General features: G+C 45.5%; 21 protein-coding genes and 1 pseudogene. 13 read left to right on the top strand and 9 right to left on the bottom strand.

Features of this window, described 5'->3' with window-relative positions; all coding sequences use genetic code 11:
- Positions 1 to 100: 100 nt before the first annotated feature.
- From AC5590_RS02995 to AC5590_RS02985, 3 genes are read right to left on the bottom strand one after another with little or no spacing between them, the layout of a single operon-like run.
- Positions 101 to 1,981, bottom strand: coding sequence for an ArsA family ATPase (locus AC5590_RS02995; protein WP_498822803.1), 1,881 nt, complete (start codon positions 1,979 to 1,981; stop codon positions 101 to 103).
- Positions 1,982 to 2,030: 49 nt separating this feature from the next.
- Positions 2,031 to 2,714, bottom strand: a complete 684-nt coding sequence (locus AC5590_RS02990; protein WP_169262985.1) for a GvpL/GvpF family gas vesicle protein — start codon at positions 2,712 to 2,714, stop codon at positions 2,031 to 2,033.
- Between the two features lie 24 nt (positions 2,715 to 2,738).
- Positions 2,739 to 4,274 (bottom strand): LamG domain-containing protein, encoded by a 1,536-nt coding sequence (locus AC5590_RS02985; protein ID WP_169262984.1) that lies wholly within the window; start codon positions 4,272 to 4,274, stop codon positions 2,739 to 2,741.
- A gap of 208 nt (positions 4,275 to 4,482) precedes the next feature.
- On the opposite strand from AC5590_RS02985, the gene AC5590_RS02980 reads away from it, so the two are divergent.
- The gene (locus AC5590_RS02980) at positions 4,483 to 4,830 is read left to right on the top strand and encodes a gas vesicle protein (RefSeq protein ID WP_169262983.1); all 348 of its coding nucleotides are present in this window, start codon (positions 4,483 to 4,485) and stop codon (positions 4,828 to 4,830) included.
- A 50-nt stretch (positions 4,831 to 4,880) separates the two neighbouring features.
- On the opposite strand, the gene AC5590_RS02975 is transcribed toward AC5590_RS02980, so the two are convergent.
- Genes AC5590_RS02975 through AC5590_RS02960 form a run of 4 tightly spaced genes read right to left on the bottom strand, consistent with a single transcriptional unit; the run spans position 4,881 to position 6,835 of the window.
- Positions 4,881 to 5,126: a gas vesicle protein GvpG gene (locus AC5590_RS02975; RefSeq protein ID WP_169262982.1), complete on the bottom strand. Its 246-nt coding sequence runs from the start codon at positions 5,124 to 5,126 to the stop codon at positions 4,881 to 4,883.
- 14 nt (positions 5,127 to 5,140) lie between these two features.
- A complete protein-coding gene (gene gvpF, locus AC5590_RS02970) occupies positions 5,141 to 5,875 on the bottom strand; it encodes a gas vesicle protein GvpF (RefSeq protein WP_169262981.1) in 735 nt (244 codons plus the stop codon).
- Positions 5,876 to 5,899: 24 nt separating this feature from the next.
- Complete coding sequence (locus tag AC5590_RS02965; protein ID WP_171977802.1) at positions 5,900 to 6,370, bottom strand: gas vesicle protein K; 471 nt, start codon at positions 6,368 to 6,370, stop codon at positions 5,900 to 5,902.
- A gap of 12 nt (positions 6,371 to 6,382) precedes the next feature.
- Positions 6,383 to 6,835 (bottom strand): gas vesicle protein, encoded by a 453-nt coding sequence (locus AC5590_RS02960; RefSeq protein WP_169262980.1) that lies wholly within the window; start codon positions 6,833 to 6,835, stop codon positions 6,383 to 6,385.
- 616 nt (positions 6,836 to 7,451) lie between these two features.
- Between AC5590_RS02960 and gvpA the strand changes: the two genes are divergently transcribed.
- The 11 genes from gvpA to AC5590_RS02905 all read left to right on the top strand — a co-directional run bounded on the left by gvpA (position 7,452) and on the right by AC5590_RS02905 (position 18,305).
- Positions 7,452 to 7,670, top strand: coding sequence for a gas vesicle structural protein GvpA (gene gvpA, locus AC5590_RS02955; protein WP_169262979.1), 219 nt, complete (start codon positions 7,452 to 7,454; stop codon positions 7,668 to 7,670).
- Positions 7,671 to 7,727: 57 nt separating this feature from the next.
- On the top strand, positions 7,728 to 8,102 hold the full coding sequence (locus tag AC5590_RS02950; protein ID WP_169262978.1) for a hypothetical protein: 375 nt from the start codon (positions 7,728 to 7,730) through the stop codon (positions 8,100 to 8,102).
- Between the two features lie 2 nt (positions 8,103 to 8,104).
- Positions 8,105 to 9,019, top strand: a complete 915-nt coding sequence (gvpN, locus tag AC5590_RS02945) for a gas vesicle protein GvpN (protein ID WP_169262977.1) — start codon at positions 8,105 to 8,107, stop codon at positions 9,017 to 9,019.
- Between the two features lie 4 nt (positions 9,020 to 9,023).
- Positions 9,024 to 9,215: a hypothetical protein gene (locus AC5590_RS02940; RefSeq protein WP_169262976.1), complete on the top strand. Its 192-nt coding sequence runs from the start codon at positions 9,024 to 9,026 to the stop codon at positions 9,213 to 9,215.
- 189 nt (positions 9,216 to 9,404) lie between these two features.
- Positions 9,405 to 9,677: a hypothetical protein gene (locus AC5590_RS02935; protein ID WP_169262933.1), complete on the top strand. Its 273-nt coding sequence runs from the start codon at positions 9,405 to 9,407 to the stop codon at positions 9,675 to 9,677.
- Positions 9,678 to 9,756: 79 nt separating this feature from the next.
- Positions 9,757 to 10,407, top strand: a complete 651-nt coding sequence (locus tag AC5590_RS02930; protein WP_169262975.1) for a 4Fe-4S single cluster domain-containing protein — start codon at positions 9,757 to 9,759, stop codon at positions 10,405 to 10,407.
- 80 nt (positions 10,408 to 10,487) lie between these two features.
- A complete protein-coding gene (locus AC5590_RS02925; RefSeq protein ID WP_169262974.1) occupies positions 10,488 to 12,923 on the top strand; it encodes a LamG domain-containing protein in 2,436 nt (811 codons plus the stop codon).
- Positions 12,924 to 12,940: 17 nt separating this feature from the next.
- A complete protein-coding gene (locus AC5590_RS02920) occupies positions 12,941 to 14,767 on the top strand; it encodes an AAA family ATPase (RefSeq protein ID WP_169262973.1) in 1,827 nt (608 codons plus the stop codon).
- A gap of 43 nt (positions 14,768 to 14,810) precedes the next feature.
- The gene (locus tag AC5590_RS02915; protein ID WP_169262972.1) at positions 14,811 to 16,094 is read left to right on the top strand and encodes a coiled-coil domain-containing protein; all 1,284 of its coding nucleotides are present in this window, start codon (positions 14,811 to 14,813) and stop codon (positions 16,092 to 16,094) included.
- A 112-nt stretch (positions 16,095 to 16,206) separates the two neighbouring features.
- Positions 16,207 to 16,428, top strand: a complete 222-nt coding sequence (locus tag AC5590_RS02910) for a hypothetical protein (RefSeq protein WP_169262971.1) — start codon at positions 16,207 to 16,209, stop codon at positions 16,426 to 16,428.
- A gap of 56 nt (positions 16,429 to 16,484) precedes the next feature.
- Positions 16,485 to 18,305: a bifunctional serine/threonine-protein kinase/formylglycine-generating enzyme family protein gene (locus tag AC5590_RS02905; protein WP_169262970.1), complete on the top strand. Its 1,821-nt coding sequence runs from the start codon at positions 16,485 to 16,487 to the stop codon at positions 18,303 to 18,305.
- A gap of 165 nt (positions 18,306 to 18,470) precedes the next feature.
- Here the strand turns inward: AC5590_RS02905 and AC5590_RS02900 are convergent, their stop codons facing one another.
- Together AC5590_RS02900 and AC5590_RS02895 are read right to left on the bottom strand one after the other, a co-directional pair.
- A complete protein-coding gene (locus tag AC5590_RS02900) occupies positions 18,471 to 20,315 on the bottom strand; it encodes a lipoxygenase family protein (protein WP_169262969.1) in 1,845 nt (614 codons plus the stop codon).
- A gap of 289 nt (positions 20,316 to 20,604) precedes the next feature.
- Positions 20,605 to 20,799 (bottom strand): annotated as a pseudogene (locus AC5590_RS02895) (transposase); the annotation flags it as partial.
- A gap of 293 nt (positions 20,800 to 21,092) precedes the next feature.
- On the opposite strand from AC5590_RS02895, the gene AC5590_RS02890 reads away from it, so the two are divergent.
- A complete protein-coding gene (locus tag AC5590_RS02890; protein ID WP_169262967.1) occupies positions 21,093 to 23,090 on the top strand; it encodes an AAA family ATPase in 1,998 nt (665 codons plus the stop codon).
- Positions 23,091 to 23,093 lie beyond the last annotated feature (3 nt).

The following is a 23,093-nucleotide window of genomic DNA, read 5'->3' as shown; positions in this document are numbered from 1 at the left end:
ACTTATTAACCCGTTTCAAGTTGAGACTAAGCTTTTCAGTTTATGCCCTCCCCTATCCATCGTCACCGCTCCCGGCGGATGCGGAATTTCGCGGAATTCGTTAAAGTAACATACTCGCAGCTGCTTTAATTCGGTCTAGCGGTTCCACAGAACGAGGTAAAATTGGTAAGCGAATAATAGTTTGCTGAGCAAATAAACTATCATCAAGTTCCATATTCTGACTGTAACGGTTATGCACTATGTAACGCTGCGGAACTCCCATATTTTGCAAAGACTCAGTTAACCGCACTTGTTCTGCAATAATTGCAGCTTCAGCTTGGATGACACCAATAAATTCAGTATGGTGGGGGTCTTTTAATTTCTTCTGTGCTTGTACAACTTGTTGTCGCAAATTCCGCAGCCTTCCCATAAAATCTACCCTACCTAAAACATTTTGATACTTCATCCACAGCTTGAATATCCAGGCTAGCCAGTCTGCTAATGCAGATGGCATTTCTAGAAAGCGCAGAAGATGACCGGTAGGGGCAGTATCCAGGATAATTAAATCTTGCTGTTTGCGCTCTAATAAATCCATCACTGTGATCAGAGACAGCATTTCATCAATACCAGGTAAAGCTTGCGCTACAATTTGTCGCCAAGCTTCGGGAGTGTAAGCAATTTTCACCGCCCCGGCTTGAGATCCTTCGCCGCTCATCATTTCGGCTAATTCCCAAAGATAATCATTGCGGAACTGTTCCAAAACTATATCAGCATCGATTTCTTGACCGCTCAAATTGGTCGTTATCTGGGTGGGTTCGTGTTTTAATTTTGCCCCAAAAGCATCTCCCAAAGAATGGGCGGGGTCGATAGAAATGAGGCGAATCTTTTTATCAGGATAACGATTTGCTAACGCCCACCCTATAGCAGCTGCTACTGTCGTTTTTCCAACTCCACCTTTGCCGCCAACAAGGATAAGTTGCCGTCCTTCTGCGATAAAATCGCTGAAATCGGGTAGCACTTTAGCCGGCCACTGTATGGGTGGTGGTGGGGCAATTGGAACTGTATCAATTTTTTGAATTTGGTTAATAAGATTGTCTAATGCTGCACTGCCAAGTGGTTCTGATGGCTGTTGTGATATAAGAAAAACAGGTTGGTTTCCTGGTAGTTTGACAAACTTATTTAGCAATTCTTGTTGTTCGCTATAGCGATCTAAATCTGTATCTGCATCTGCTAAAATCTTGTTAACTAATAACCCACCACTCTTAATTTCTAACACTTGTAAGTTTTCTAGAAATCGTTCTGTTTCTAAAAGGCTCATGGGTTCAGCGATCGCCACTACCAAGCAAGTAGATATATCTTGATTTTGTAGTAGGCGTCTGCCTTCTGCTAATTCAGATTTCATCTTGACCAAAAAGTCATCGATTTCATCGGCGGTATAACTTCGCTTAAAAGTTTGGGTAATGACCCGATGTTTTTCTTGAAATAATTCTAAAGAATTTAAAACTATATCTAAAAAATCTTTGATTCCCAACAAGTTTAAAGTGTGACCGGAAGGAGCCATATCTACTACTACGCGATCTACCACTTTTTCTGGTAGCAGGCGTTGAATTTCCAACAGACCCATAACTTCATCTAAACCGGGCCAGTCTAAATCCCAAACAGGTGTTAAGTCTTCGCCCTCAACAAAACTTCCCCGCTCAACTAATACCTCTAAAAACTTGCCGTATTTTGCCTTAAATTCTAAAAGTAATTCTTTAGCATCCAACGCTCGAACACTCAAGTTAGGTAAATCAGGTAAGGGTAAGGCGTTGTCTTGCACTTTTATTTGTAGCACATCGCCTAAAGAATGGGCTGGATCTGTAGATATTAACAGTATTTGTTCGTTGGGAAATAATCTCGCCCAGCGTCGGGCAAAACCGCAGGCAAGGGTAGTTTTTCCTACTCCACCTTTACCGCTAAACATTGCTAGCTGAAGCGAGTCGTACTTTACCATATCATCCATCTCTACACCTCCTGATATTTTTTAGATTGAAAAATTCCAGATATAACTTTTAGATAAAATGGTACGGAGGTAGGGCGAGTCCTAACTGTAATTCCCAACGAGAACACGCTTTTTGCCAAGCTAGAAATTGTTCTGCAAGTAAAGGTTCGTCTTGGCGACTGACTAAAAGATAAATCCGCGCATCTTCACCTTCCGGTTGAACAACAATTGCCGACTTATATATCTGGGTTATAAGATGAACTGCCCGATCCCATTCCGCAGTTTGAGCTATTTGAAAGTCTTGCTGTGTTTGATAACGTTGTTTCTTGGCTAAAAAATACTGTCTTCCTCCTGCTTCAGGTGTTATGTTTGGTTCATCTAAAGTCCGGGGAATAAATTTCAACATATATTCGGCTTTACCATTTAGTTGGCGTAGCTTTTCTAGATATTCCTCCGCGTGGGATTCTAGATGAGTTAGTAAGCTTTCTTTTGAGGCAAAGGAAGTACCGAACCGCAAGGGTAAAATTGTAGTTTGGCGAAATAGTTCACAAACCACTCGATCATGGGACAAAACTGCTTGGATTAATCGTTCGTCATCGTTCTGTAATGATTCACTAGACACCTCTGGTTCCACCAAAGCTGAAACGCCAGCATGACTGATAAGAAGTACCATGTCGCCAATGCCGACAGGTAACTCCAAAACGGTGGCTGGTGTCAAGAGAAAAGCGTAAGTGTAAAAGTTAGACAGTTCCACGCTTAGTTGTAAAAGTAAAAATTTTTAACTAATTGGCACTTCAACTTGTTTCCAGGTTGCTCCAGTTATCTTGCCGTGATTGGCGTTTTTGGTTTTGTCAGAGACTGTATCACCACTTCCTTCATTCAAAGCCCAGTAGCCCACTAATCCGGGTTCGTCACCCACGAGATGACGCGACATATCGGCTTGGATTTCCGCTTGAGAACGAGTTCGATTCCAAATACGGAATTCAACCATTTGACCTTTAAACAAATGCCGCCCCCCTCCCACTGCCCCTCGACTTAAGTAAAGCGGTGAATTGTTCTGAGTTGTTCCTATAGTTGTGTCATTTGTGGTTGCCACTTCGACACCATCCACATACAAGTACAGTTGGGAACTTTGTTTCACAAACGCAACATGATGAAACTGTTGATCGTTAATCGGTTGCAAACAGGAGACTGCTGGATTCTTTTTGTGATCATCATAGCGAGATGCATAGACGCGACCATTCTTACTGCTGTATCGGATGGCGTATGGAAACGGGGTTCCTACCCATTTTTCAAGGACATTGATATCGAATGTTTTTTTGCTCTTAGTTTCCTCCATAAGGTCTGGCTTTAGCCAAACTTCGATCGCAAAATCTTGCGTTTGAGGAAAGTCTAAAGTAGGAGAATATGGGATTTCTACATAATCATCTTGCCCGTCAAACATCAATACTGGCTGTAAGGATTTCTCTAGCTCTTTGCTTAATGGTTTTATCTCAGAGGATTCAGGAGGAGTTGTAGCAAGAGGCTTGGCAGGTACTTCTGGTTGCTTTACCTGAGCAAGTGGAGTCGGGATGGGTGAAGCGATAGGTACTTCTGGTTGCTTTGTCTGAGCAACTGGAGTCGGGATGGGTGAAGTGATAGTTACTTCTGGTTGCTTTGTCTGAGCAACTGGAGTCGGGATGGGTGAAGTGGGTTCCACAGTTTGTTCCACAGTTTGGTCGCCCAGTACTCCCTCAATAGCAAGAGTCTGAATTTCAACCGGGGAAAGCGCTTCCGCCCAAATCCGCACTTTAGTAATACTCCCGTAAAAGAAACACGAACTTGCTCCGGCTTCGGTTGCTCCTGCGCCCACATGCAATGGATGGCGATTGTTTGGTTGAAACGGAATTCCTGTGTATTGCCCCACAGCTAGACCATTAATATAGAAAGCCATTGTTTTGGATACTGAGTCATAGGTTCCTGTTAGATGAGTCCAGATCCCTCGTTGAGCTTTCGAGCCTGTAAGAATAACCCAAGGAATTCCTATCTGACCGCTACCGAGCCAAAACTGCCACTGTTGTGCGGCGTTCACACAGAAGACATACCCTCGACGCCCAAGGGTTGCAGAACCACTGACGGAAGTCAAAATAGCTCGATAGCCTCTACTGCGTTGAAACAGAACCCACATCTCGACTGTAAAGCTAGTAGGGTTAATATCTGTAGCGTAGGGGATGTCAATTTGATCGCTACTACCATTGAAGTAGGGAGTTGCCGAGGTAGGATAACCAAGGTCAACATCTTTTGGTTGTCCGGCAACAGTTTCTTGCAGTTTCATTGATCGCTCACTCCCCTTCAACGGCTTTCTATAGCAATCCTACTTTTCTTGGCGCTTTTAGGGTCTTGGCGGTTAAAAATTTTCATAAATTAGATAGGACTGCTATATTAAAGGTTTTACTAAGAAATTTTACCCAGCTTTAGTAATAGTATTTGCGAACGCCGTTTTTTAATTATAGTTGATTTATACGTTAATTTTTAAAGTATACATGAAAAGCATTCCCCCGCGCCGCACAATTCAGCCTAAAATCAGCACAATACCTCGTAATAAAAGTGAAGCTGCTGAACAATTAGATTTATATAAAATGGTAACGAAACGGCAGCGTATCCAGCAAGAATTGGAGTTTATGGAACAGCGTATTCAGCTATTGAGACAACAACTGGGGCTTCTCGATCACCAAATAGAGAATACAGAAAAAACTATTCAGAACTTGCGTCAATCAACTCCTAGTTCTTCTCAAAGTGCAACTCCTAATACTTGTTCTCCTCAAAATACAACGACTCCTAATAAGAGTGTTAAGTCGAGTCCTTTCCAAACTTTTTATCTTGAATATTAATTTCTGACTGCTGGCTTTTGTACAAACGCCTCCTAAGGCGTTTGTACAAATCATCCAGATTCTTCTTCTGCTTCTTCCATGGCTTGAATTTTCAGCAAAAGTTCTTCTTCTTGAATTTCAAAGTCCTCTTCTGAAATCTCACCGATATCAAAGGCTAACTGCAAAGCTAATAACTGTTTTTGCAAATTTTGTTCATCATCTAATTCAGCATTAGCACGCTCTAGAAGTTGCTCTCCTAGCCAGATGATTCCACCAAGTGGTCCTGAAATAGGAAAAGTTAAGAGTTCCAGAAACATAATATTAGGTTTCCTTAAGAAAGCTGGGCAAAGGTATAAGGAGCCGTAAAATTGTTGTAGCGAATTCGTAGGCTATCGCCAAATTCCTGGTCGATTGCTTCTACTTTTTCGCTAAAGTTAGATTCACTTTCCCAGGGAATCAAATAAGCCGCATTGTAAATCATCTCTTCCGTCATTGTATCGTTTTCCACAAATTCCTCTGCCAGATCGTTCAATTCAAAACGGAAAACATCAATAACTGCTTGCTTACGAAGTTGCAAACCATTTTCAATCAGCTTACCAATTTCGATGATTTCCGATCTACTTAAAGCTTTACCTTCCATCGCATCGCGCTTTTTTTTCAAGCTAACATTTGACTCTAGTAACCCCTGAATCTCCGACTGGCTATTCCAAAATACCTTGACGCTTACTTCTCTGCGTCCTTCCAATTTTTGAAATAACTCTTGGAGTTTTTCCTTATGGGGACGAGTCAATTGCTCGGTGACTGTTTCCCAGGTTTTCACTACCAATCCAAAGCGAAGAGGTAGTAGAGTGCGAAACCCCTCACTCATCGCCTCTTCCAAAACTTTTTCATGGCACAATAAATTGCGTCGGGAAGTAAGATATTTTTCTTTTTTCGCTTCTGAGTATAAAAAGTTGAACCCGTCAACACTATAGCTCTGAACTGGTTGTTGATCTAGTCCTTCGAGAACTACTTTTTCCGAAATAGGTGCGGGTAAAATGCCGTAAAGATAAAGACCATTATTCATAATTTTTTTGAAATAAAAGAACTTTTATATCGGTTTTGATGTCAAAATCAGCCGCAGCTTCGCGTGAATCAAATTCAGGTTACCCAAACCCAAATCAACATCGCCATGCACCACAATTCCAATATTTAAAAGTCTGTCTAGCAGTTCCAAGATAGAAGGACTGTTGCTAGTTTCTCCCGGATAGTAAGTTCCAGGTGGTGGTAAAAGGGTGCCGAATTCTCCCAGATTCACATTCAAATCTGCTGGATCTATTTCAAAAATCTCGCATAACTGCAACACTTGTTCTTCTAGCTTTTGCAGACTTTCTGCTGCTCTATCTAACTCTGTTTCGCTGAGAATGTGTTGTTCCATGCGGCGAATGACTTGCGCTTCCATGAGTTGGCGAAGCAATTCCACCACTGTTAACAGTAAAGAAGCCAACCCCGCCTTACTGTTCAATTTGTTACTGGTACTTACTATTTCCGGATTTTCAGAGGATGTCCCAAGTAATGCCATAATGTCAATTTTTTATGTTTCATCTGTAGGGTTAGTGTTGTTTTCAGTAGAGGGATTTTTCGACATAGAATAAGGATTTTTTGACTGCTCACTTGCACCGAATTCTATTTGACTGGTAGCTAAAGCTTTGAGCGATCGCATTTCTGCTTCTATACTTTGCAACCGTTCCTGAAGTTGGCGATTTTCTTCAATTAAAGTTTGAGACTTGCTGGTGAGATAGGGGTCATTTTCCCACCAATTTATTCCCATCTCTCGCGCTTTATCAACTGAGGAAATCAACAAACGAATTCTGATATGCAAAAGTTCGGTGGAGGCGACAGAAACAGAGATATCACCTGCAATCACAATTCCCTTATCCAAAACTCGTTCGAGAATATCCGCCAAAGTTGAGCCTTGGGTAGATGTTGCAATCGTTCGATTAGCGTTGGATTGAGAACTTTTCGGCAGAATCGGCGTAGAAGTCACGATTGTTTCGACTCTTTATCTATAGTATTTGATGCTTTCCCATGTTAGACGAGAATATAAAAAAAATTTTTTTTTTGAATCCTCTGAAATTTATCTGAATTTCTTTAGAAGGATGCCTTTTTAGAACCAGTATAGCTGCTTTCTCAACAGCACTATCTAGGAGGAAATGTGAGAATTTTTTCTTCTATCCTAAACACTTAATTTTGGAGTTTGGCGATCCCCCTTTATAACCCTGCGCTCCTTAGCAATTGCCTAGCCTCTTGATAATAAATCGGCTCTCGTGTTTTTAGTGTTTAGGATTTTTAAATTTATATTAAATTTTATATTAAGTTTTTAATAAAATTTAATATAAAGAAAAATAAAATCTCAACAAAAAAGTAAAACCATCTTTCCTTCTGCCTACCCTTAACGAAAAATATTTATTTCCACGCATTTGCTAGGGTTTGGCAGCAATAAGTCAGAAAATTTTCTTTCTTAAGTTTCAAAAAAAAATCTATGACATGCATACATCTGGATTTAAAAATTTCTATTTTGGGATTAAGATAAAATGGCTACTCAAAAAATCTGTGGCTAATAAGTTGTTACAGAAATTCTATATATATCGAGACAAGTAATTATGGCAGTTGAAAAAGTAAACTCATCTTCCAGTCTGGCTGAAGTCATTGATCGCATTCTCGATAAGGGTGTCGTCATCGATGTGTGGGTACGGGTATCCCTTGTGGGAATCGAACTGTTAGCAGTGGAAGCAAGGATTGTGCTAGCATCAGTAGAAACCTATTTGAAGTATGCAGAAGCTGTTGGCTTAACAGCTCAAGCCGCTGTACCAGCCATCTGAGTTGTTGTAGCGTACCTTTTTGTTTTTGGTAGGTATAGCGCCAAAGGAGCCTAGATAGTGTCTCTTAGAGAACAATGGAACGCTGCCCGAGTGCAACGCCAACAAGAAGTCCGCGAACGTCAACAGGATGTGCTGGAGTATCGTCAGCAGATTCAAGCAGAGATGGCAGCACTGCATCAATATCAGCGGACAATGTTGAGTAACTTCCGCAGCACTTTGCAAGCCGATGTGGCTGCTTTCCTAGAGGAGACGCGATTACATCAGCAGGAAGTCTGGTTCGAGCAGCAACAGCAACGAGCAGCCTACGTAGCAGCACTACAAAATTATGTATGGGGGACAACGCCCATTCCTGAGAATGGCAGTTATGCAACAGGTGTTTCACCTTCGCAACCTTCCACTGCTACCCCAACAAATATGATCCCAGGGAGTTAGTTGTGACCACAGTTCTGCAAGCAAACTCCCATAATTTTGTCGATACACCAACAATCAATCGTCTGACTCAGCGTGCGTTGCGCTATCTTCACGCTGGCTTCTCTGTCCACCTGCGCGGTCCGGCTGGAACCGGCAAAACAACATTGGCAATACATTTGGCGAATCTTTTGGAGCGTCCGATTTTGCTGATGTTTGGAGATGATGAGCACAAGTCCTCCGATCTGATTGGTAATCAACGGGGCTATAACCGCAAGAAAGTTGTTGATAATTTTATTCACACCGTTGTCAAGCTGGAAGATGAATTCCGCCAGACCTGGGTCGATGCTCGCCTGACCACTGCCTGCCGTGAGGGCTTCACCTTGGTCTACGATGAGTTCAATCGCTCCCGTCCTGAGGTGAATAATGTGCTGCTCTCCGTATTGGAGGAAAAGCTACTGGTGCTACCAAGCGCTGCCCAGCAACAGGAATATATTCGTGCCCATCCCCAGTTCCGAGTCATCTTTACCTCGAATCCAGAGGAGTATTGCGGAGTTCATGAAACTCAGGATGCACTGATGGATCGCTTGGTAACGATCGATATTCCAGAGCCAGACCAACTGACTCAGGAGGAGATTGTTGTCCAAAAATCAGGATTGACACGAGCGGATGCCTCAGTTATTGTCTCTCTTGTCAAGAAGTTTCGGGAGCGCACACAGCAAAAAGAAAAGTCCTCCGGTTTGCGAGCGTGTCTGATCGTAGCTAAAGTCTGTCACAGCAATAATGTTCCTGTTGTGCCAACCAGCACTGACTTTCAAGATGTCTGTGTAGATGTCTTGCTGTCGCGTTCCAAACTGTCCCAGAGTGAAGCAAGCTTGATTCTTGGGGAACTGTTTCAGGAAATTCCGTCAGCAAAAAAACTTTCTGCTAAACGGAGGTGAAACAATGATCCTTATTCGTACCATGCGGCAAATTCGTACTGGTGGAATGATTCCTAGTTTCCGTGCCTGCCAAACATTGAGCCGTTTGGACTTGTCGAAGAGCGATCGCGCCCGTTGCATTGGTGCATCAGCAAAAATGCTGGCAAGTGAAGCTCGCAGACAGTGGCTCCTTAGACAATGGCAAAGAGATTCCTAATAAAAATTAGTATTTGAGAATCTTCCAGTGGACTAACGGTAGTCTCGGCTAGCTACGATAGCGCAGCTTGGCGAAGCCATAGTTACGCCTGTAGACTGTTGGATATGTCTCCTTTGGATGAAGCACCGAAGTAGACAAGTAGTTGTATTGTACAGCTATAAATAAGTTCTATGTAGCAGGTTTCTACTCATGGCAAATCTTAATAATATCCCAGTAGACAGGCTTGACAGCGAACATTATCGTCAAATGCTTGTCCGAGATGGCGAACGTCGCTTTAGCGAATGGCACGGCGAGTTTCTCAGGCATCAACGCGAGTTTCTCAAAGATCAGCATAATCGAATTCGCGAGCTTGAGAACCTACGCAAGAGCATCTACGTAGATCACAAACGTCGTTCTCAGGAATCGCGCAATGAATTTTTGCGCTACTACTACAAATTCCTTGCTGAAATGCGTCGCTACTAGAAGCTCATCTGAGTGTGATCGCACTCAGATGAGCTTCTAAATCCGTTTGGCGAACTATTAGGAATTCGCTCGGATAACTATGAATGAGAAAATTTTACGCCTATTTAGTCGTCAATCCCCTGTGAGCGTACTTGGTCCGGGGCAAAGAGCCGTAATTTGGGTACAAGGTTGTAGGTTCGCTTGTAAAAATTGTATAGTGCCTGAATCTTGGGATGAGTCAGCGGGAGAGCTGGTGAGCGTGACAGAAATGGCAGCTTGGGTACTAGCTCAACGTGGAATTGAGGGGATGACCTTCTCTGGAGGAGAGCCGATGCTGCAAGCAAAGGCACTGGCTAATCTAGTAGACTTAGTTCGAGCGAAGGCAGATCTGGGAGTAGTATGCTATACAGGCTATCGTCTAGAGCAGCTACAGCAGCAAGGTACACAAGAACAGCAAGATTTGTTGCAGCGAATCGATCTGTTGATAGATGGTGTTTACATCGAACAACAGCACACAGATTTACTTTGGCGTGGATCGGGTAATCAGCGATTGTTACCGATGACAGAGCGTTATCAAGCTCTAATTTTCGCCAAATTAGCGCAGCCAGAGCGCTCGGTAGGTTTACAGTTTTTCATGGAAACAACCGGAGAAATCCAGTTTGTGGGGATTCCCAAGGAACCAGGTTTTCGTCAAGAATTTGAGTCTCGGATGCTTAGTCGAGGCATCATTATGAATCCGGTAAAGGAGTAAAAGTTATACACTGTACAAATCAACCATAATGTGCATTAGCGAGCGGCACGTTCACATATGCTTAGAGTAGCACCAAGCAGATGCTGACAATCGACAAGTTAAGGGTTGGAGTTGCAGGAATTTCCATTGGCACCCTGCGACGTGGCAATCCTCCCATTGACCGTATGGCACAGCAAGCTGCGCTCTCCCAAACAACAATGCAGGAAACGCCTCAAAATGACTCTTTTCCAACAGCTCCTGCCTTTAATGGAGTCAGTGACAAATTGGATATGCCCTATGCTCCCGAGCTAAACCCTACCAGTTTCACAGTAGAAATGTGGGCTATGGTTGGTGGCGGCACAGGCTACCAGACTATTGTCACCTCGGTAGGAGGATCTCCCCTGGAAGGACGCAAGGGCTACCTTTTTTGCGTCACGCCTTCACGACAATGGCAATTTTGGTTGGGTAATGGGGAGCCACGCGCATTTTGGCGAGTACTAACTGGACCAAAGGTAATACCCAGTGTGTGGACACATCTGGCAGGAGCTTATAACCAACACTCTCGGATAATGACGTTCTATGTCAATGGGCAGGAAGTAGGACGACAGATTGACGTGCAATACCAGCCTAATGACCGCAATCCCATGCGCGTCGGCGCAGGCGCTACAGAGCAGTTGGGGGCAAGTCCTTGCTTTTTCTGCGGCAAGATTGCTGAGGTTCATATTTGGGACAGAGTCTTGAGTCCCATTGAGATTGAAGCACTTTCAGCCCAGCAGTCAATCGAAATTCAAGCAGAACCCATTACCGAAATCGACTCTCCTGAGTCTGCTTCTGTGGAGCAAGATATCCACGGCACTGCCACACAACCATTGCTAAATAAGGATACTCCCACCCCAGATTCATCAAAACAGGGTACTGGTACTGTGCCGAGCGTTACCCCTACTCCCTCAAAGCCAAATAGTGAAAAACCTATTACTCCGCCAGTTGTCGAACAACCTCTCGCTTTGAAGCAACCCAGCACAGTTACTTCTATGTCTGACCCCCCATCTGTTCTCTGGCAAATTGGTAGACCTGGTCAAGCCGGAATACCAGTCCCGACAGGTGCCTGGACACAAGTATATAATTATACTATTAGCGCAGACCCTGACCCCCTTAATCGTCCGATCATTCCCTCTTGCCTGGTTCCTCCTAGTGCCAGCAAAATTCCCAACTCAACCAGCCAGCTTAACATTCACTTTGTCCTGGCAGAGGATTATACTGAAGGATATTTAGTCCTTTGTTATGATCGCTACGGTTCTGGGGAAGACAATATATTTCTAGACGGGCAACTCATTGCTAGGACACCTGGTGCAGACAAAGTCCAGCTCAAGCAAACTCAAATTCCACTAGGAGTCGTTTTCAAAGGACTTCACACCCTCTCGATTACAGTATCAAACAGTGCTGATAGCGCACACGTCATCGACTACCTGCAACTCCAAACCTTTAAACCTATGCTTTCCAACCTCACGTCCCAACTTTTGCCCTCAGGTAATCAGCCCCGTTCTAGAGGCAATCAACCAGCTTCCCAAAACGCACAACAAGCTCAAGGCGGTCAAGGTGGTGGGCTGCTAGGCGGATTGCTATCTCCAGTCACAGGTATCGTCGGTCAAGTGGCAGGTGGTGCTGGTAACCCTGCTGAATTGGTTGGTGGGTTAGTCGGTCAAGTGGCAGGTGCTGCCGGAAACCCTGCTGAATTGGTCGGTGGATTAGCCGGTCAAGTGGCAGGTGCTGCGGGTAACGCTACCGGACTGGTCGGTGGATTAGTCAATCAGGTGGCAGGTGCTGCCGGAAACCCTGCTGAATTGGTCGGTGGGTTAGCCGGTCAGGTGGCAGGTGCTGCGGGTAACCCAGCCGAATTGGTTGGTGGATTAGCCGGTCAAGTGGCAGGATTGGCGGGCGGATTACCAGGGCAATCTGCCGCAAGTTCAGGAAACCATCCTGCTGGAGCAACTGCCCTATCCGTCGAAGTCGTTGCCCAACTAGCTGGATTAGTCAATCAGTTGAGTGTGTTAATCGCTCAGCTCGGTCAGATGCTCAATCAACTTGGAATAGCCAATCAATCTGCCGCAGTGGGGATGTTACAACCTCAACAGCTTGCTCAATTATCACCTCAACAGCTTGCTCAATTATCACCTCAACAGCTTGCACAAGTATATGCAGCAGCACAGCAAGTCCCTGGAGTGGCACCTCAAGTTGCATCCCCAATGGCAGCTCTATCACCTCAACAGCTTGCCCAACTCCATGAAGCAGCACGGCAAATTCTGGGAATTGTACCTCAAGTTCCGTCCCCAATTGCTGGTCTATCACCTCAACAGCTTGCACAAGTATATGCAGCAGCACAGCAAGCCTCAGGAATAACTGGTCTATCACCTCAACAGCTTGCACAAGTATATGCAGCAGCAGCACAGCAAGCTCGGGGAATAGCATCTCAACTTCCACCCGGAATGGCAGCCCTTCCACCGGAACTGCTGGCTCAATTATATAGACTACAGGGATAGGCTAGTAGCAGCGAACAGTGAGTAGGTTATTGCGAGAATTTGAACAATTATTAATACTGGCAAAAACTCTGGAGAAAAAGGCTCAACGGCAAGTGTTGATCGCAAATGCCACCAATTTTCCCAAATCTGAAGAACCGTCGGTCAAAGCTATGGGTCGTCCTAAATCTGCTGGGCAGAAACCTCAATCGCAAGCTGATAATCACACTCTTCAGCCAAAGTCTACTATACAATCACTGGAAGCAGTTGGGGGTTTAAGTGAAGTACTTGCAGAACTGCGGGATTTGGTGGCTCTACCGCTCAAGCGCCCGGATTTGCTAGACAAACTAGGATTAGAGCCGACGCGGGGAGTGTTGTTAATCGGTCCACCAGGGACAGGTAAAACCCTAACTGCTCGCGCCCTGGCAGGAGAATTGGGTGTGAATTACATCGCAATTGCAGGTCCTGAGGTCGTGGGTAAGTACTATGGTGAAGCAGAGGCGCGTCTGCGGCAGATTTTCCAGAAAGCTATGGGGTCAGCGCCTTGCCTGATTTTTATTGACGAGATTGACAGCCTTGCACCTGATCGCGCAAGCGTGGAAGGTGAAGTCGAGAAGCGCGTCGTTGCTCAACTCCTGAGTCTTATGGATGGCTTTGCTCAACTCAATGGGGTGATGGTTTTAGCAGCAACTAACTGTCCCGGTCGCGTAGATCCTGCCCTGCGTCGCCCAGGTCGGTTTGACCGCGAAGTGTATTTCCGTGTCCCCGATCGCAATGGTCGGTTGGAAATTCTCAAGATTCACACTCGCTCGATGCCAATGGATGTCTCTGTCGATTTGGAGGCGATCGCAGATTTGGCAATTGGATTTGTTGGTGCTGATTTGCGAGGACTCTGTCAGAAGGCAGCGTATAATGCCTTGCACCGCTCTACTCTTTCTCTGGACTCACCAATACCTACCGATTTGGGCATCAATCAGCAAGATTTTTTACAAGCATTAAAGGATGTCAAGCCCTCGGTCTTGCGTCCAGTGGCGATTGAAACACCCAGCGTTACTTGGGATCAAATTGGTGGGCTAGAAACTATTAAATCCATCTTACAGGAATCTGTAGAAGGTGCATTGCTTTATCCCGAACTCTACCGCCTGATGAGAGCCATATCTCCACGTGGTATTCTACTTTGGGGGCCGCCGGGAACTGGCAAAACTCTGCTGGCAAAAGCTGTAGCTGCTCAAGCAAGGGCAAATTTTATTGCTGTCAATGGGGCAGAACTACTCAGTCGTTGGGTAGGTGCATCAGAGCAAGCTGTGCGGGATTTGTTTACTAGAGCAAGGCAAGCAGCGCCCTGTGTCATCTTTATTGATGAAATTGATACCTTTGTTCCTGTTAGAGGGGGTTATGACAGTGACTCTGGTGTGAGCGCTCGTGTCGTTGGTCAGCTTCTTACGGAGATTGATGGTATCCAATCGTGTGACAACGTTCTGATTATTGCTGCAACCAATCGACCAGATATGCTTGACCCTGCTCTGTTAAGAGCTGGTCGCTTGGATTTGCAACTAAAAGTGGATCTGCCGGATCTCACAAGTCGGCTGGAAATTTTGCAGGTTCACAACCGCGATCGCCCCTTGGCAGAAGATGTAAACTTGGCAGCTTGGGCTGTGCGTACAGAAGGTTGGAACGGTGCGGAACTTGCACTCCTTAGCAATCAGGCTACTCTGCAAGCTATTCGACGTTATCGTGTCCAAGGATTCACCAACCCAACTGTTGCAAGCATTATCGCTGCAGATTTTGAAACTGCCTATCAATCTCTGCTAGAACGGCGGTATAGCCCTGAAAACGATGTAGCTATGCTGAAGAAGCAACAGCAATGAAAACTTTAATAATTATGTAGTCCATTGACAAAAAAACAGTTTTATGAGTGGAAGCCCCAAATTTTCCGAAGCTGAAATTGCGGAGTGGAAGCAAAAAATCCTGGAAGCTGAGCGACAGCGTCGTTCAGAAGCAGAAGCTAGACGACGGCAGGAAGCCGAGGAGCAGGAGCGACAACGACAATTGGAAATGTCTCGTTACCAAACCCATGTCCGGGTAAATGTGCTGCTGTCAGATTTACACTGGCAATGGGCAAATTTTTATGTTCAAGAAGCAGTGGCATTGGAATATCGTTGTCAGAATCAGTTGGAGGCGATCGCCTCCGCAGAGTCACCAGAAAAACTGCTGGCTATCTCAGAAGAACTGGTGAGAATTGAACTGGCAATGCAAGAAGCTAGCAAGCGCAAGCGGTGGGATGAGGCAGAAAAGAAACGACGGGCAGACATCGAGCGACAACAGTTTGAACTAGAGGAACTGCAACGGCGAGTGGCGCAAATTCCAGAGGCAGAAGCCTTGAAGTTCGATGCAGCGGGTCGGCAACTCTTGCAATCCGTCCTCCAAAATGTGCAAGAAGCGATCGCCGTGGGGAACCCGGTAGCAGTGCGCCGACCTCTAGCAGAAGCAACGGCATTAGTGCAAAAGCACGTCCGTCAAATTGTCCAAGGGCAAGCAGACAGCCGACAGCTACAGGCACAGGCAAATCAGCAACTGGCAGAACTGCAGGTCATTTTGGCTGGCTTGAAGGCTGACCCCGTAGTGATGCGCTGGCAAAGGCAAGCAGTGACAGAATTAGAAAACCAGACGAATGCAGCGAAACTTGCAATCGCAGACGGTCAGTTCAAACAGGTTATCTTCAGCTTAAGCGAAAGCCAGCAACGCTCTCAAATCATTATTGACACTGCCAACACGGCTCAAATACAGGCAGAGCAACGGGATTATATTGCTGATAGCATTGCTCAGACATTGCAGGAAATGGGTTTCAGCATTACCTTTCATCAACCAGAGCATCCAGAGCATCCAGCCAGTGCTATGATTTTGGGAGCCACCACTCAGGCAGGAAAAGGAATTAGTGTCAGCGTCCCTATAGCGGGACAGGTGTTTTATGACGTAGACGGTTATGTTAAGCACAGCGTTGCGACCGTTGATGGCAATACCGCTGCCATTTGTGACGAAGCTGAACAGGTGCTTACCCAAATGCACACCGCCTTAGAGGATAATTTTGGCGTCAGAATGGGCGAAGTGCTATGGCAGGGTAAAGATACCAATCGTGTCCTCCGTCAAGCCGATCAGTTGCCAAGCAGTCAGCAAACGCGTAGTCGTAGTGTATAACAAGTGGTGAAAGGTGTGCATTGAGGATATAGCCTCAAGACGACGACTGCCATTGAAAACGGTAGCAATTTATAATTTTTTGTAACATAGGAGGAAAAGACTTTATATTATTATGTCTCTCAGAGAAGAATGGTACGCCGCAAGAGTGCAACGTCAACAGGAAGTTCGTGAACGTCAACAGCAGGTTGCTGCTTTTCTACAGGACACGCGATTGCAACAGCAGCAAGTTTGGCTCGAACAGCAACAGCAGCGAACAGCTTATGTAGCAGCTTTGCAAGATTATGTTTGGGGAACAACGCCCACTCCTGAAACTGGCTCAGCCCATAGCAGTTAGCCTCAACTCATTTGATACGTAGACCTGATCAGTAATTAAACACGAACCACAGACCAATGAACCCGAATCAGTTCTGGCGAATGTTTGAAGACGAGTGGTTTACTCCTAAATATCGCCTGAAAAAACTCTTAGGCGCGGGATCGTTTGGTGCTGTATTTCTTGCAGACGATGTCGTTGCTGATCGCGTCATGAGAGAAGTTGCGATTAAAATTTTTTCCGATGAAAGCGGACTGCAAGAGCGTCAAATTGCGGAGTTGCAAACTGCGATTTCTCTCAAACATCCTAACTTACTAGAGGGTTTCAGTCCCGAGCAGGGTTGGCTTAAAGGAATTGAATGTCTGGGTTTAGTCATGGAACTGGCTCAAGACTCATTGGGGCGGCGATTGCAACGGGGCAGTTTACCCCTAGCAGAAGTCAAAACGATGGTGAAAAATTTGGCGAGTGCTTTGGATTATTTGCACGGTCGGAGCATTGTGCATCGAGACCTCAAACCCGCTAATATCATGCAAGTGGGTGGGCTATGGAAGCTGACAGATTTTGGGATTTCCCGGCTCTTGGAAAACCGCAATGGCAGTGAAACCCTTCCCAGTCATCAAGTGGGAACGATCGCTTATGCACCTCCAGAATCATATACTGGCAAGATTAGTCTGACCTGGGACTTGTGGTCATTAGGGATGGTCATCGCCGAGACGCTGACAGGCAAACATCCTTTTGCAGGTAATACCATCGAACAGATGATGCAACGGGTGAGAATTGAAGACTTTAACTTTGCTTCAGAACTACCTGCTCCTTTTACTGTAATTGTCCAGGGTTGCTTGGTCAAAGACTACACAAAGCGCTGGACGGCTGCTCAAGTTCTCGCTGCTCTCGACCCCACTTCAGATTTAGGCAGAGTAACGGTGCTATTGCCTCTTTCGCCCAGCTTTCGCAAAGTCCTGCCTGCAGGAGCAGAAGCGCAAGGATATGTCTCAATTCCAAACTCCGGGATTCGGATTGAAGTTGAAGACCAGCCTAATATTAGGTTAACAGAAGATATCAGTGCAGATAAGCAGGGCAAACACAAGAGTCAACCGATGCTCCCGAAGGGAGCCGCGCAAGGCGCTATCGCCCTGCCAAACCGACGAGTCAACTACCAAGAACGTCTTCCTGGTGGCGCAATCTTGGATATGATTGCCATTCCTGCAGGAAGTTTTTTAATGGGAAGTGCCACAGAAGATATTGAGCAGGTTTTACGGCTGGAAAGTTGGTTTAAACGCTCTGACATTGAAAAGTGGTTGCGCCCGGAAATGCCCCAGCATCGGGTTAGTGTACCTGCATTTTGTATGAGTAAGACACCGATTACTCAAGAGCAATGGCAAGCTGTATGTACGAACAATCCTTCCCAATTTAGCAGTCCGTTGCGTCCGGTGGAAAATGTTTCTTGGAGGGATGCACTGGAATTTTGCGATCGCCTCTCTCAACTCACAGGCAAACCCTATTGCCTGCCCACCGAAGCAGAATGGGAATATGCTTGTCGCGCCGGAACCCAAACCCTCTACAGTTTCAGTAACCGTAAACAGCTGCTCCCAAGCTATGCCTGGTACACCTGGAACGCCCGGAACAAAACTCAACAGGTAGGACAAAAAAAGCCAAATGCCTGGGGGCTTTTCGATCTGCATGGCTTAGTCTGGGAGTGGTGTGAAGATACCTGGCATGAGAGTTACAGTGGCGCACCTATGGATGGTAGTGCTTGGAGCGAAGCAGGGCATCCGACAAAGCATGTAGTACGGGGTGGCTCTTGGTACAGCTTAGCAGACGATTGTCGCTGTGCCCACCGTTTTTGCTTTGATGCCAATTTCCGATACTCTAGCATCGGTTTTCGTGTGGTGACATCCTGATTTAAAAAAGTAAATGTGACTGTTATTAATTTGCCTTATATCATTTTTTTAAATTATACTTTTGATTCCAGTTTACCTAATTGATGACACACCCTAATCTAAACTCCAGTTGAGAGACTTAACGGCAAAACTCAGCATCTGCATGGGTGTAGCCGTTGGCTGTTTTTAGGCACTGGTACTGTTAGCCATGCGGGAGGGCAGAAAACCAGGGTAGTATTCCTCGCGGCGTTGATTGCGTTGTGAGATTTGTTTCTCCACCACTTCTAGACGGTCTTGTAAGCTTTTTAGAACATTAATCGCTCGTGGATCTTGAAAACTATTTACCCCAAAATCTGTAAATGCCTTGATATCGACCTTGTTGCTAATTGATGCTATCACATTGACCTGAGCAAAAGTTTGCTCTATGCCAGAGAGAAAATGAGTTAGGCTTGATTCGTCCTGCATCGTCCCTTTAACCGTGGGAATGGGCTGGTAAATAGCTCCGGGCATATTAGGAATAAAAGACATATATTGATATTGAATCCAAGCAATGGCTGAGTGTTGTGGACCGGCGGTGAAAATAATTTGTGTCAGCAGGTTAATTAACTGGTCGCGGTTAGTCAGGCGGGGTGGTAAGGAAACGATACCAAAGCCTCCATCACTAACGGATTTCCGTAAAACTTGTAGCCAATTTTGTAGCTCGAAATCTTCAATGACATCTTGGTTTGATCTGTAGTAAATCCCAACATATTGACTGACATAGTCGAGTAAGGCATCCCACACCAGCAACCCGTCATCCCGATAAGGAAAATCTCGCAATACAGAACGCTCATCAACACCACGCTGACGTAAATTGTTCGGAAGAGCAAAGTTGCTGAAGTTGTTGAAAAATTCCGAGATCCCAAGAGTTGTAAGGTTGAGTGAGCTTTCAATAGTGCTTCCGAAAATGATATCCACATATCCCCCCGGATTAATCAGTACCTGATCGGCAAGAGCATTGATTGCCATTGTGAACTCAAAATGAGGCTTTAATAGCACATTCACCGGATGGCGAGCAGCTAGCTCGCGTACCGTAGCTAATGCGATTGGCTCTAGAGCAAGATGGGTTTGACCTAAATGACGTACCAATTCGTGGACATTAAAATCAGCCATCTGAGCGATCAGCTTTGCTAGAGTCCAGTCTACGCCATCCATAGGCGTACAAAGCAGACTTTCTTTAGGCACCTGTCCCAGTTGGATGGCAATAGGGATTAAGCGCGAATGACTACGACTGCGATCAGCATAATAAAGGGCGATTGGGGCAGTGAGAAACCGATTGGATTTTAGAGTTACGTGAGTAGAATCGAGTCGCGCATAATCAGTGACAAATAGACGACCTTCTTGGGTAGCACTGTTGAGGGTTTCGCTCTCGTCAGCCTTTCCCGTTTGAGATAAGAGAACAGTTTGAAAAATCTCATCGGTGATCCCAAGTTTTTCAAAGAGATTGTAATTGAGTGATAAAACATTGGTTAGTTCCATTGGATTGGGACCTGAAAGCCTTTGTTTTGCGAATGTATCGTTGCTTTTAAAGGTCTTGGCAATATCTGGTAGAGGCAGGACTTTAAAGACAGCTGCGTAATCTTCCAGCGTTACAAAGGGCTTGGGACTCTGTTGAAAAGCTTGTTGATTTGCGGCGATTTTCTGGCTCAAAATTTCTCGATTATTCTTATATGCCTGATCAAAAACTTCTTGGAGGGGTAAAGTCGCCACGCGGACAGCGTTCGGTAGCCGAAACGCCAGTTGATATTGAAGGCGTACTGCTGATAATTGCTCTTGACGCTCAAGTTGGATTGCCGAGTTGTTTTTTTGAGGTAAAGTTGGAATATCCTGATTGGCAGGCAGGTCGGGTGCTGTTGCGTAAGATTTATTGCCTAGGCACATTTCCAAAGCAGGGGCACAAGCTAGACCAATTAGCGCCAGCATCGTCCGGCGCGATAGAACGTATTGCTGGATTAATTGCTGGCGTCGTTGTTGTCGAGCTGGTGATCGCATTACGTGTTTTCCCTAGAATTGTATACGTTATATTATCACTGGAGTTTAGACTAAAAGCAGGCACTCGCCCTCCAATCCGTCTCTTCGTTTTGAAGAAGGCAGGAGGCAGAGGGCAGAGGGCAGAAGGAACAAATGTATTGGTATTGGGACCCCAACCAATTGTGAGCAACGCTCTTATCCTCTGTCGGGATACCCTCCTACAGTACTGGCTCCCGTGTAGACGGTGGGGTTTTAGACCCTTGTTCCCTAGCCCCTAAGAGGGGCCGGAGCTAACGGTCACGGGCAGAGGTCAGGAGCCAGTATTCCCTTCTGCCTCCTGCCTCCTGCCCTCTGCCTTTCTTGATAAATCTGGAGATAATGGTGGTAAAGATTTGACTTTTGCACCGACTGATTCAATCGCAACTCGCACACGCTCTGCGTGATGAACCCTAAGGTTATCCATGACAACTATTGCTCCTGACCACAACTGAGGTGCTAAGACCTGGGTTACATGAGCTACCTAGCGTTGAGAGCCTTCTTTCGCTTCCCACGCTGCAATCACGCGAGAACGCAAATCTTCTGAGTAAACTACTGGCATCTAATTCAACAATCACTCTATGCATAGTTTCTCACATTTTGTGGTTCAATTACCTGAAAATTGCTGTAAGTTTGCTGTTACGATATAGTCTAAAAAAGCTTATTTTTATGCTTTTGACGTACTTTAAAAAATATATTTGCGTATTACTTTGTTGCTTTTAATATTTTGTTGATAATGCTCAAACTTAATTATTATTTGCCATGTTCCCAATCTCAGCCCGTTGGATTCAAGAGTTTGAAAAGCACCTGTATCGCCGTCAACACCAGATTCTATATAGCAACATTCACGATCAATTTCTCTGGCAGGGTAGTTATCAAGGGATGGGAGAATTCCTCAATGCTTATTTCCTCAACATGGGATTTGACCTGATTGTTCGTTACGATCCAGTAGACGGTCTGACCTTTCCCCAGTCAGAGATGCGGCAATTGTTTGATGATCTAGCACGAGTGCGATTGGCACAAAGCAACAAAGAACGGCTAGGACAGTCCTCCACTCCAATAGCACCTGCAGCAGATCCTATGCTGCCCCCATCCCGTGCTAATCCAGCATCAGTGGTGCAACGCCTGACCAGCACTTACCTGTCGCCAGATGCTGCTTTTGCTCATCTGCGGGCAGTGATTTCTCAGCCGAAAACCTCAGTGGTAGCGATTGTCGATCTGGGGGATATGCTAACTGCTGACCCAGAACGCTATCTGGTGGATGAACGTCATTTACTGATGTTGCTGAAAAAATGCACCCTGGAAGGGGAGGTGATTCGTGAGGGACATCTCACCGGCTATCGCAACACCCTCATCCTGTTGGCAAGCGATCTGCGGCGAGTACCTGCCTGGTTTTACACTAACAATCCCTTTGTAGCCTTAGTGCAGGTGACTCGTCCCAACAAAGACGAAAGACTTCAGTTTATCCTGCGCTTTGGGCAACAGGGATTTTATGGGGGAGACCAGATAAATGTCCAACGTTCCAATCAAGAGCAACTGTGCGATCTTGAACGAGCTGCCGAGGAATTTGCTGCCTTAACTGAAGGCTTTGGGACAATGGATCTAGAAGCTATCCGGCACACCTCTTGGCGAGAACGCATTCCCCTGAGTCCCAAAACAGTGTTGCGCTTAGTAGACTTCTACAAATTTGGGCAACGGGATGAACCCTTTGAGAAGATCAGTGCAGATAAAATTGCTTATGCTAAGGAGGAAATATCTCAATCTGTCATTGGTCAACCTCGCGCAGTAGAAGCCGTAACCACTCTCCTGACGAGCGCCAAAGTAGGCATTAGTCTGAGTAATGTTAGCGGTCGTAACAGCAAACCAAAAGGAATTTTCTTTTTCGTTGGTCCCACTGGTGTTGGTAAAACAGAGTTAGCTAAATCACTCACACGCCTGATCTTTGGAGATGAACAAGCGTTTGCCCGCTTTGATATGAGTGAGTATAAAGAAGAACACGCGGCCGAAAAGTTAGCGGGTGCTCCACCTGGTTTTGTGGGTTATGAACAAGGAGGAATACTGACTAACCGCGTCTTAGAGCGTCCTTACAGCATTCTGCTGTTTGATGAAATTGAAAAAGCTCATCCCAAAGTTATGGATAAGTTTCTCCAAATCTTGGAGGACGGTCGCCTTACCGATGGTAAAGGGCAGACAGCCTATTTTAATCAGACTGTTATTATTTTTACTAGTAACCTTGGCGCTTCTGACTTAACCGATCCCCAAACGGGCGCTATCATCCGTAACGGCATTATGACCGAGGTGCATCGGCAAGGTGTCGGTTCATTCACTTATCCTCAGGTCGATGCTCATTTTCGCTCAGAAGTCCACTGGCACTTCACCAGTCGTATTGGTCGTGCTGAACTACTGAACCGTCTGGGTGACAGTATTGTAGTATTTGACTTGCTTCGTCCGGAGTTTGTTTGGAAAATTGGTGAGAAGTTTCTTCGGCAGTTGGCCGAATCTGCTTGGGACAAATATCGGCTGCTGCTGCTATTTCATACTTCTGTGCTGGAAGTTCTAAGTGTTAGTATGCAGAATACTGATAATTTACTGTTTGGCGGTCGGCGGATTAAAACCTTACTAGAAACTTTGGTTGAACGCCCTCTTAACCGCTGGATTTTTGAGAACTATCCTGATTTCAAGACCCTGGCAGAAAAGCAGTTCATTATTAGTCTGGAAAACAACGGTGTACTATTGGTAACAGAAAGCTTGTCTAGATAAGCC

It is taken from the genome of Brasilonema octagenarum UFV-OR1 (assembly GCF_963888615.1).
Taxonomy (GTDB): domain Bacteria; phylum Cyanobacteriota; class Cyanobacteriia; order Cyanobacteriales; family Nostocaceae; genus Brasilonema; species Brasilonema sennae.
Note: the sequence above shows the minus strand (reverse complement) of the source record. Positions and strands in the feature narration are given on the sequence as shown.

What these genes read in the sequence shown, in the direction of transcription:
- AC5590_RS02995 (WP_498822803.1), bottom strand. Translation starts at nt 1,981, where the DNA reads ATGGATGATATGGTAAAGTACGACTCGCTTCAGCTAGCAATGTTTAGC.
- AC5590_RS02985 (WP_169262984.1), bottom strand. Translation starts at nt 4,274, where the DNA reads ATGAAACTGCAAGAAACTGTTGCCGGACAACCAAAAGATGTTGACCTT.
- AC5590_RS02980 (WP_169262983.1), top strand. Translation starts at nt 4,483, where the DNA reads ATGAAAAGCATTCCCCCGCGCCGCACAATTCAGCCTAAAATCAGCACA.
- AC5590_RS02975 (WP_169262982.1), bottom strand. Translation starts at nt 5,126, where the DNA reads ATGTTTCTGGAACTCTTAACTTTTCCTATTTCAGGACCACTTGGTGGA.
- gvpF (WP_169262981.1), bottom strand. Translation starts at nt 5,875, where the DNA reads ATGAATAATGGTCTTTATCTTTACGGCATTTTACCCGCACCTATTTCG.
- AC5590_RS02965 (WP_171977802.1), bottom strand. Translation starts at nt 6,370, where the DNA reads ATGGCATTACTTGGGACATCCTCTGAAAATCCGGAAATAGTAAGTACC.
- gvpA (WP_169262979.1), top strand. Translation starts at nt 7,452, where the DNA reads ATGGCAGTTGAAAAAGTAAACTCATCTTCCAGTCTGGCTGAAGTCATT.
- AC5590_RS02940 (WP_169262976.1), top strand. Translation starts at nt 9,024, where the DNA reads ATGATCCTTATTCGTACCATGCGGCAAATTCGTACTGGTGGAATGATT.
- AC5590_RS02935 (WP_169262933.1), top strand. Translation starts at nt 9,405, where the DNA reads ATGGCAAATCTTAATAATATCCCAGTAGACAGGCTTGACAGCGAACAT.
- AC5590_RS02930 (WP_169262975.1), top strand. Translation starts at nt 9,757, where the DNA reads ATGAATGAGAAAATTTTACGCCTATTTAGTCGTCAATCCCCTGTGAGC.
- AC5590_RS02925 (WP_169262974.1), top strand. Translation starts at nt 10,488, where the DNA reads ATGCTGACAATCGACAAGTTAAGGGTTGGAGTTGCAGGAATTTCCATT.
- AC5590_RS02915 (WP_169262972.1), top strand. Translation starts at nt 14,811, where the DNA reads ATGAGTGGAAGCCCCAAATTTTCCGAAGCTGAAATTGCGGAGTGGAAG.
- AC5590_RS02910 (WP_169262971.1), top strand. Translation starts at nt 16,207, where the DNA reads ATGTCTCTCAGAGAAGAATGGTACGCCGCAAGAGTGCAACGTCAACAG.
- AC5590_RS02905 (WP_169262970.1), top strand. Translation starts at nt 16,485, where the DNA reads ATGAACCCGAATCAGTTCTGGCGAATGTTTGAAGACGAGTGGTTTACT.
- AC5590_RS02900 (WP_169262969.1), bottom strand. Translation starts at nt 20,315, where the DNA reads ATGCGATCACCAGCTCGACAACAACGACGCCAGCAATTAATCCAGCAA.
- AC5590_RS02890 (WP_169262967.1), top strand. Translation starts at nt 21,093, where the DNA reads ATGTTCCCAATCTCAGCCCGTTGGATTCAAGAGTTTGAAAAGCACCTG.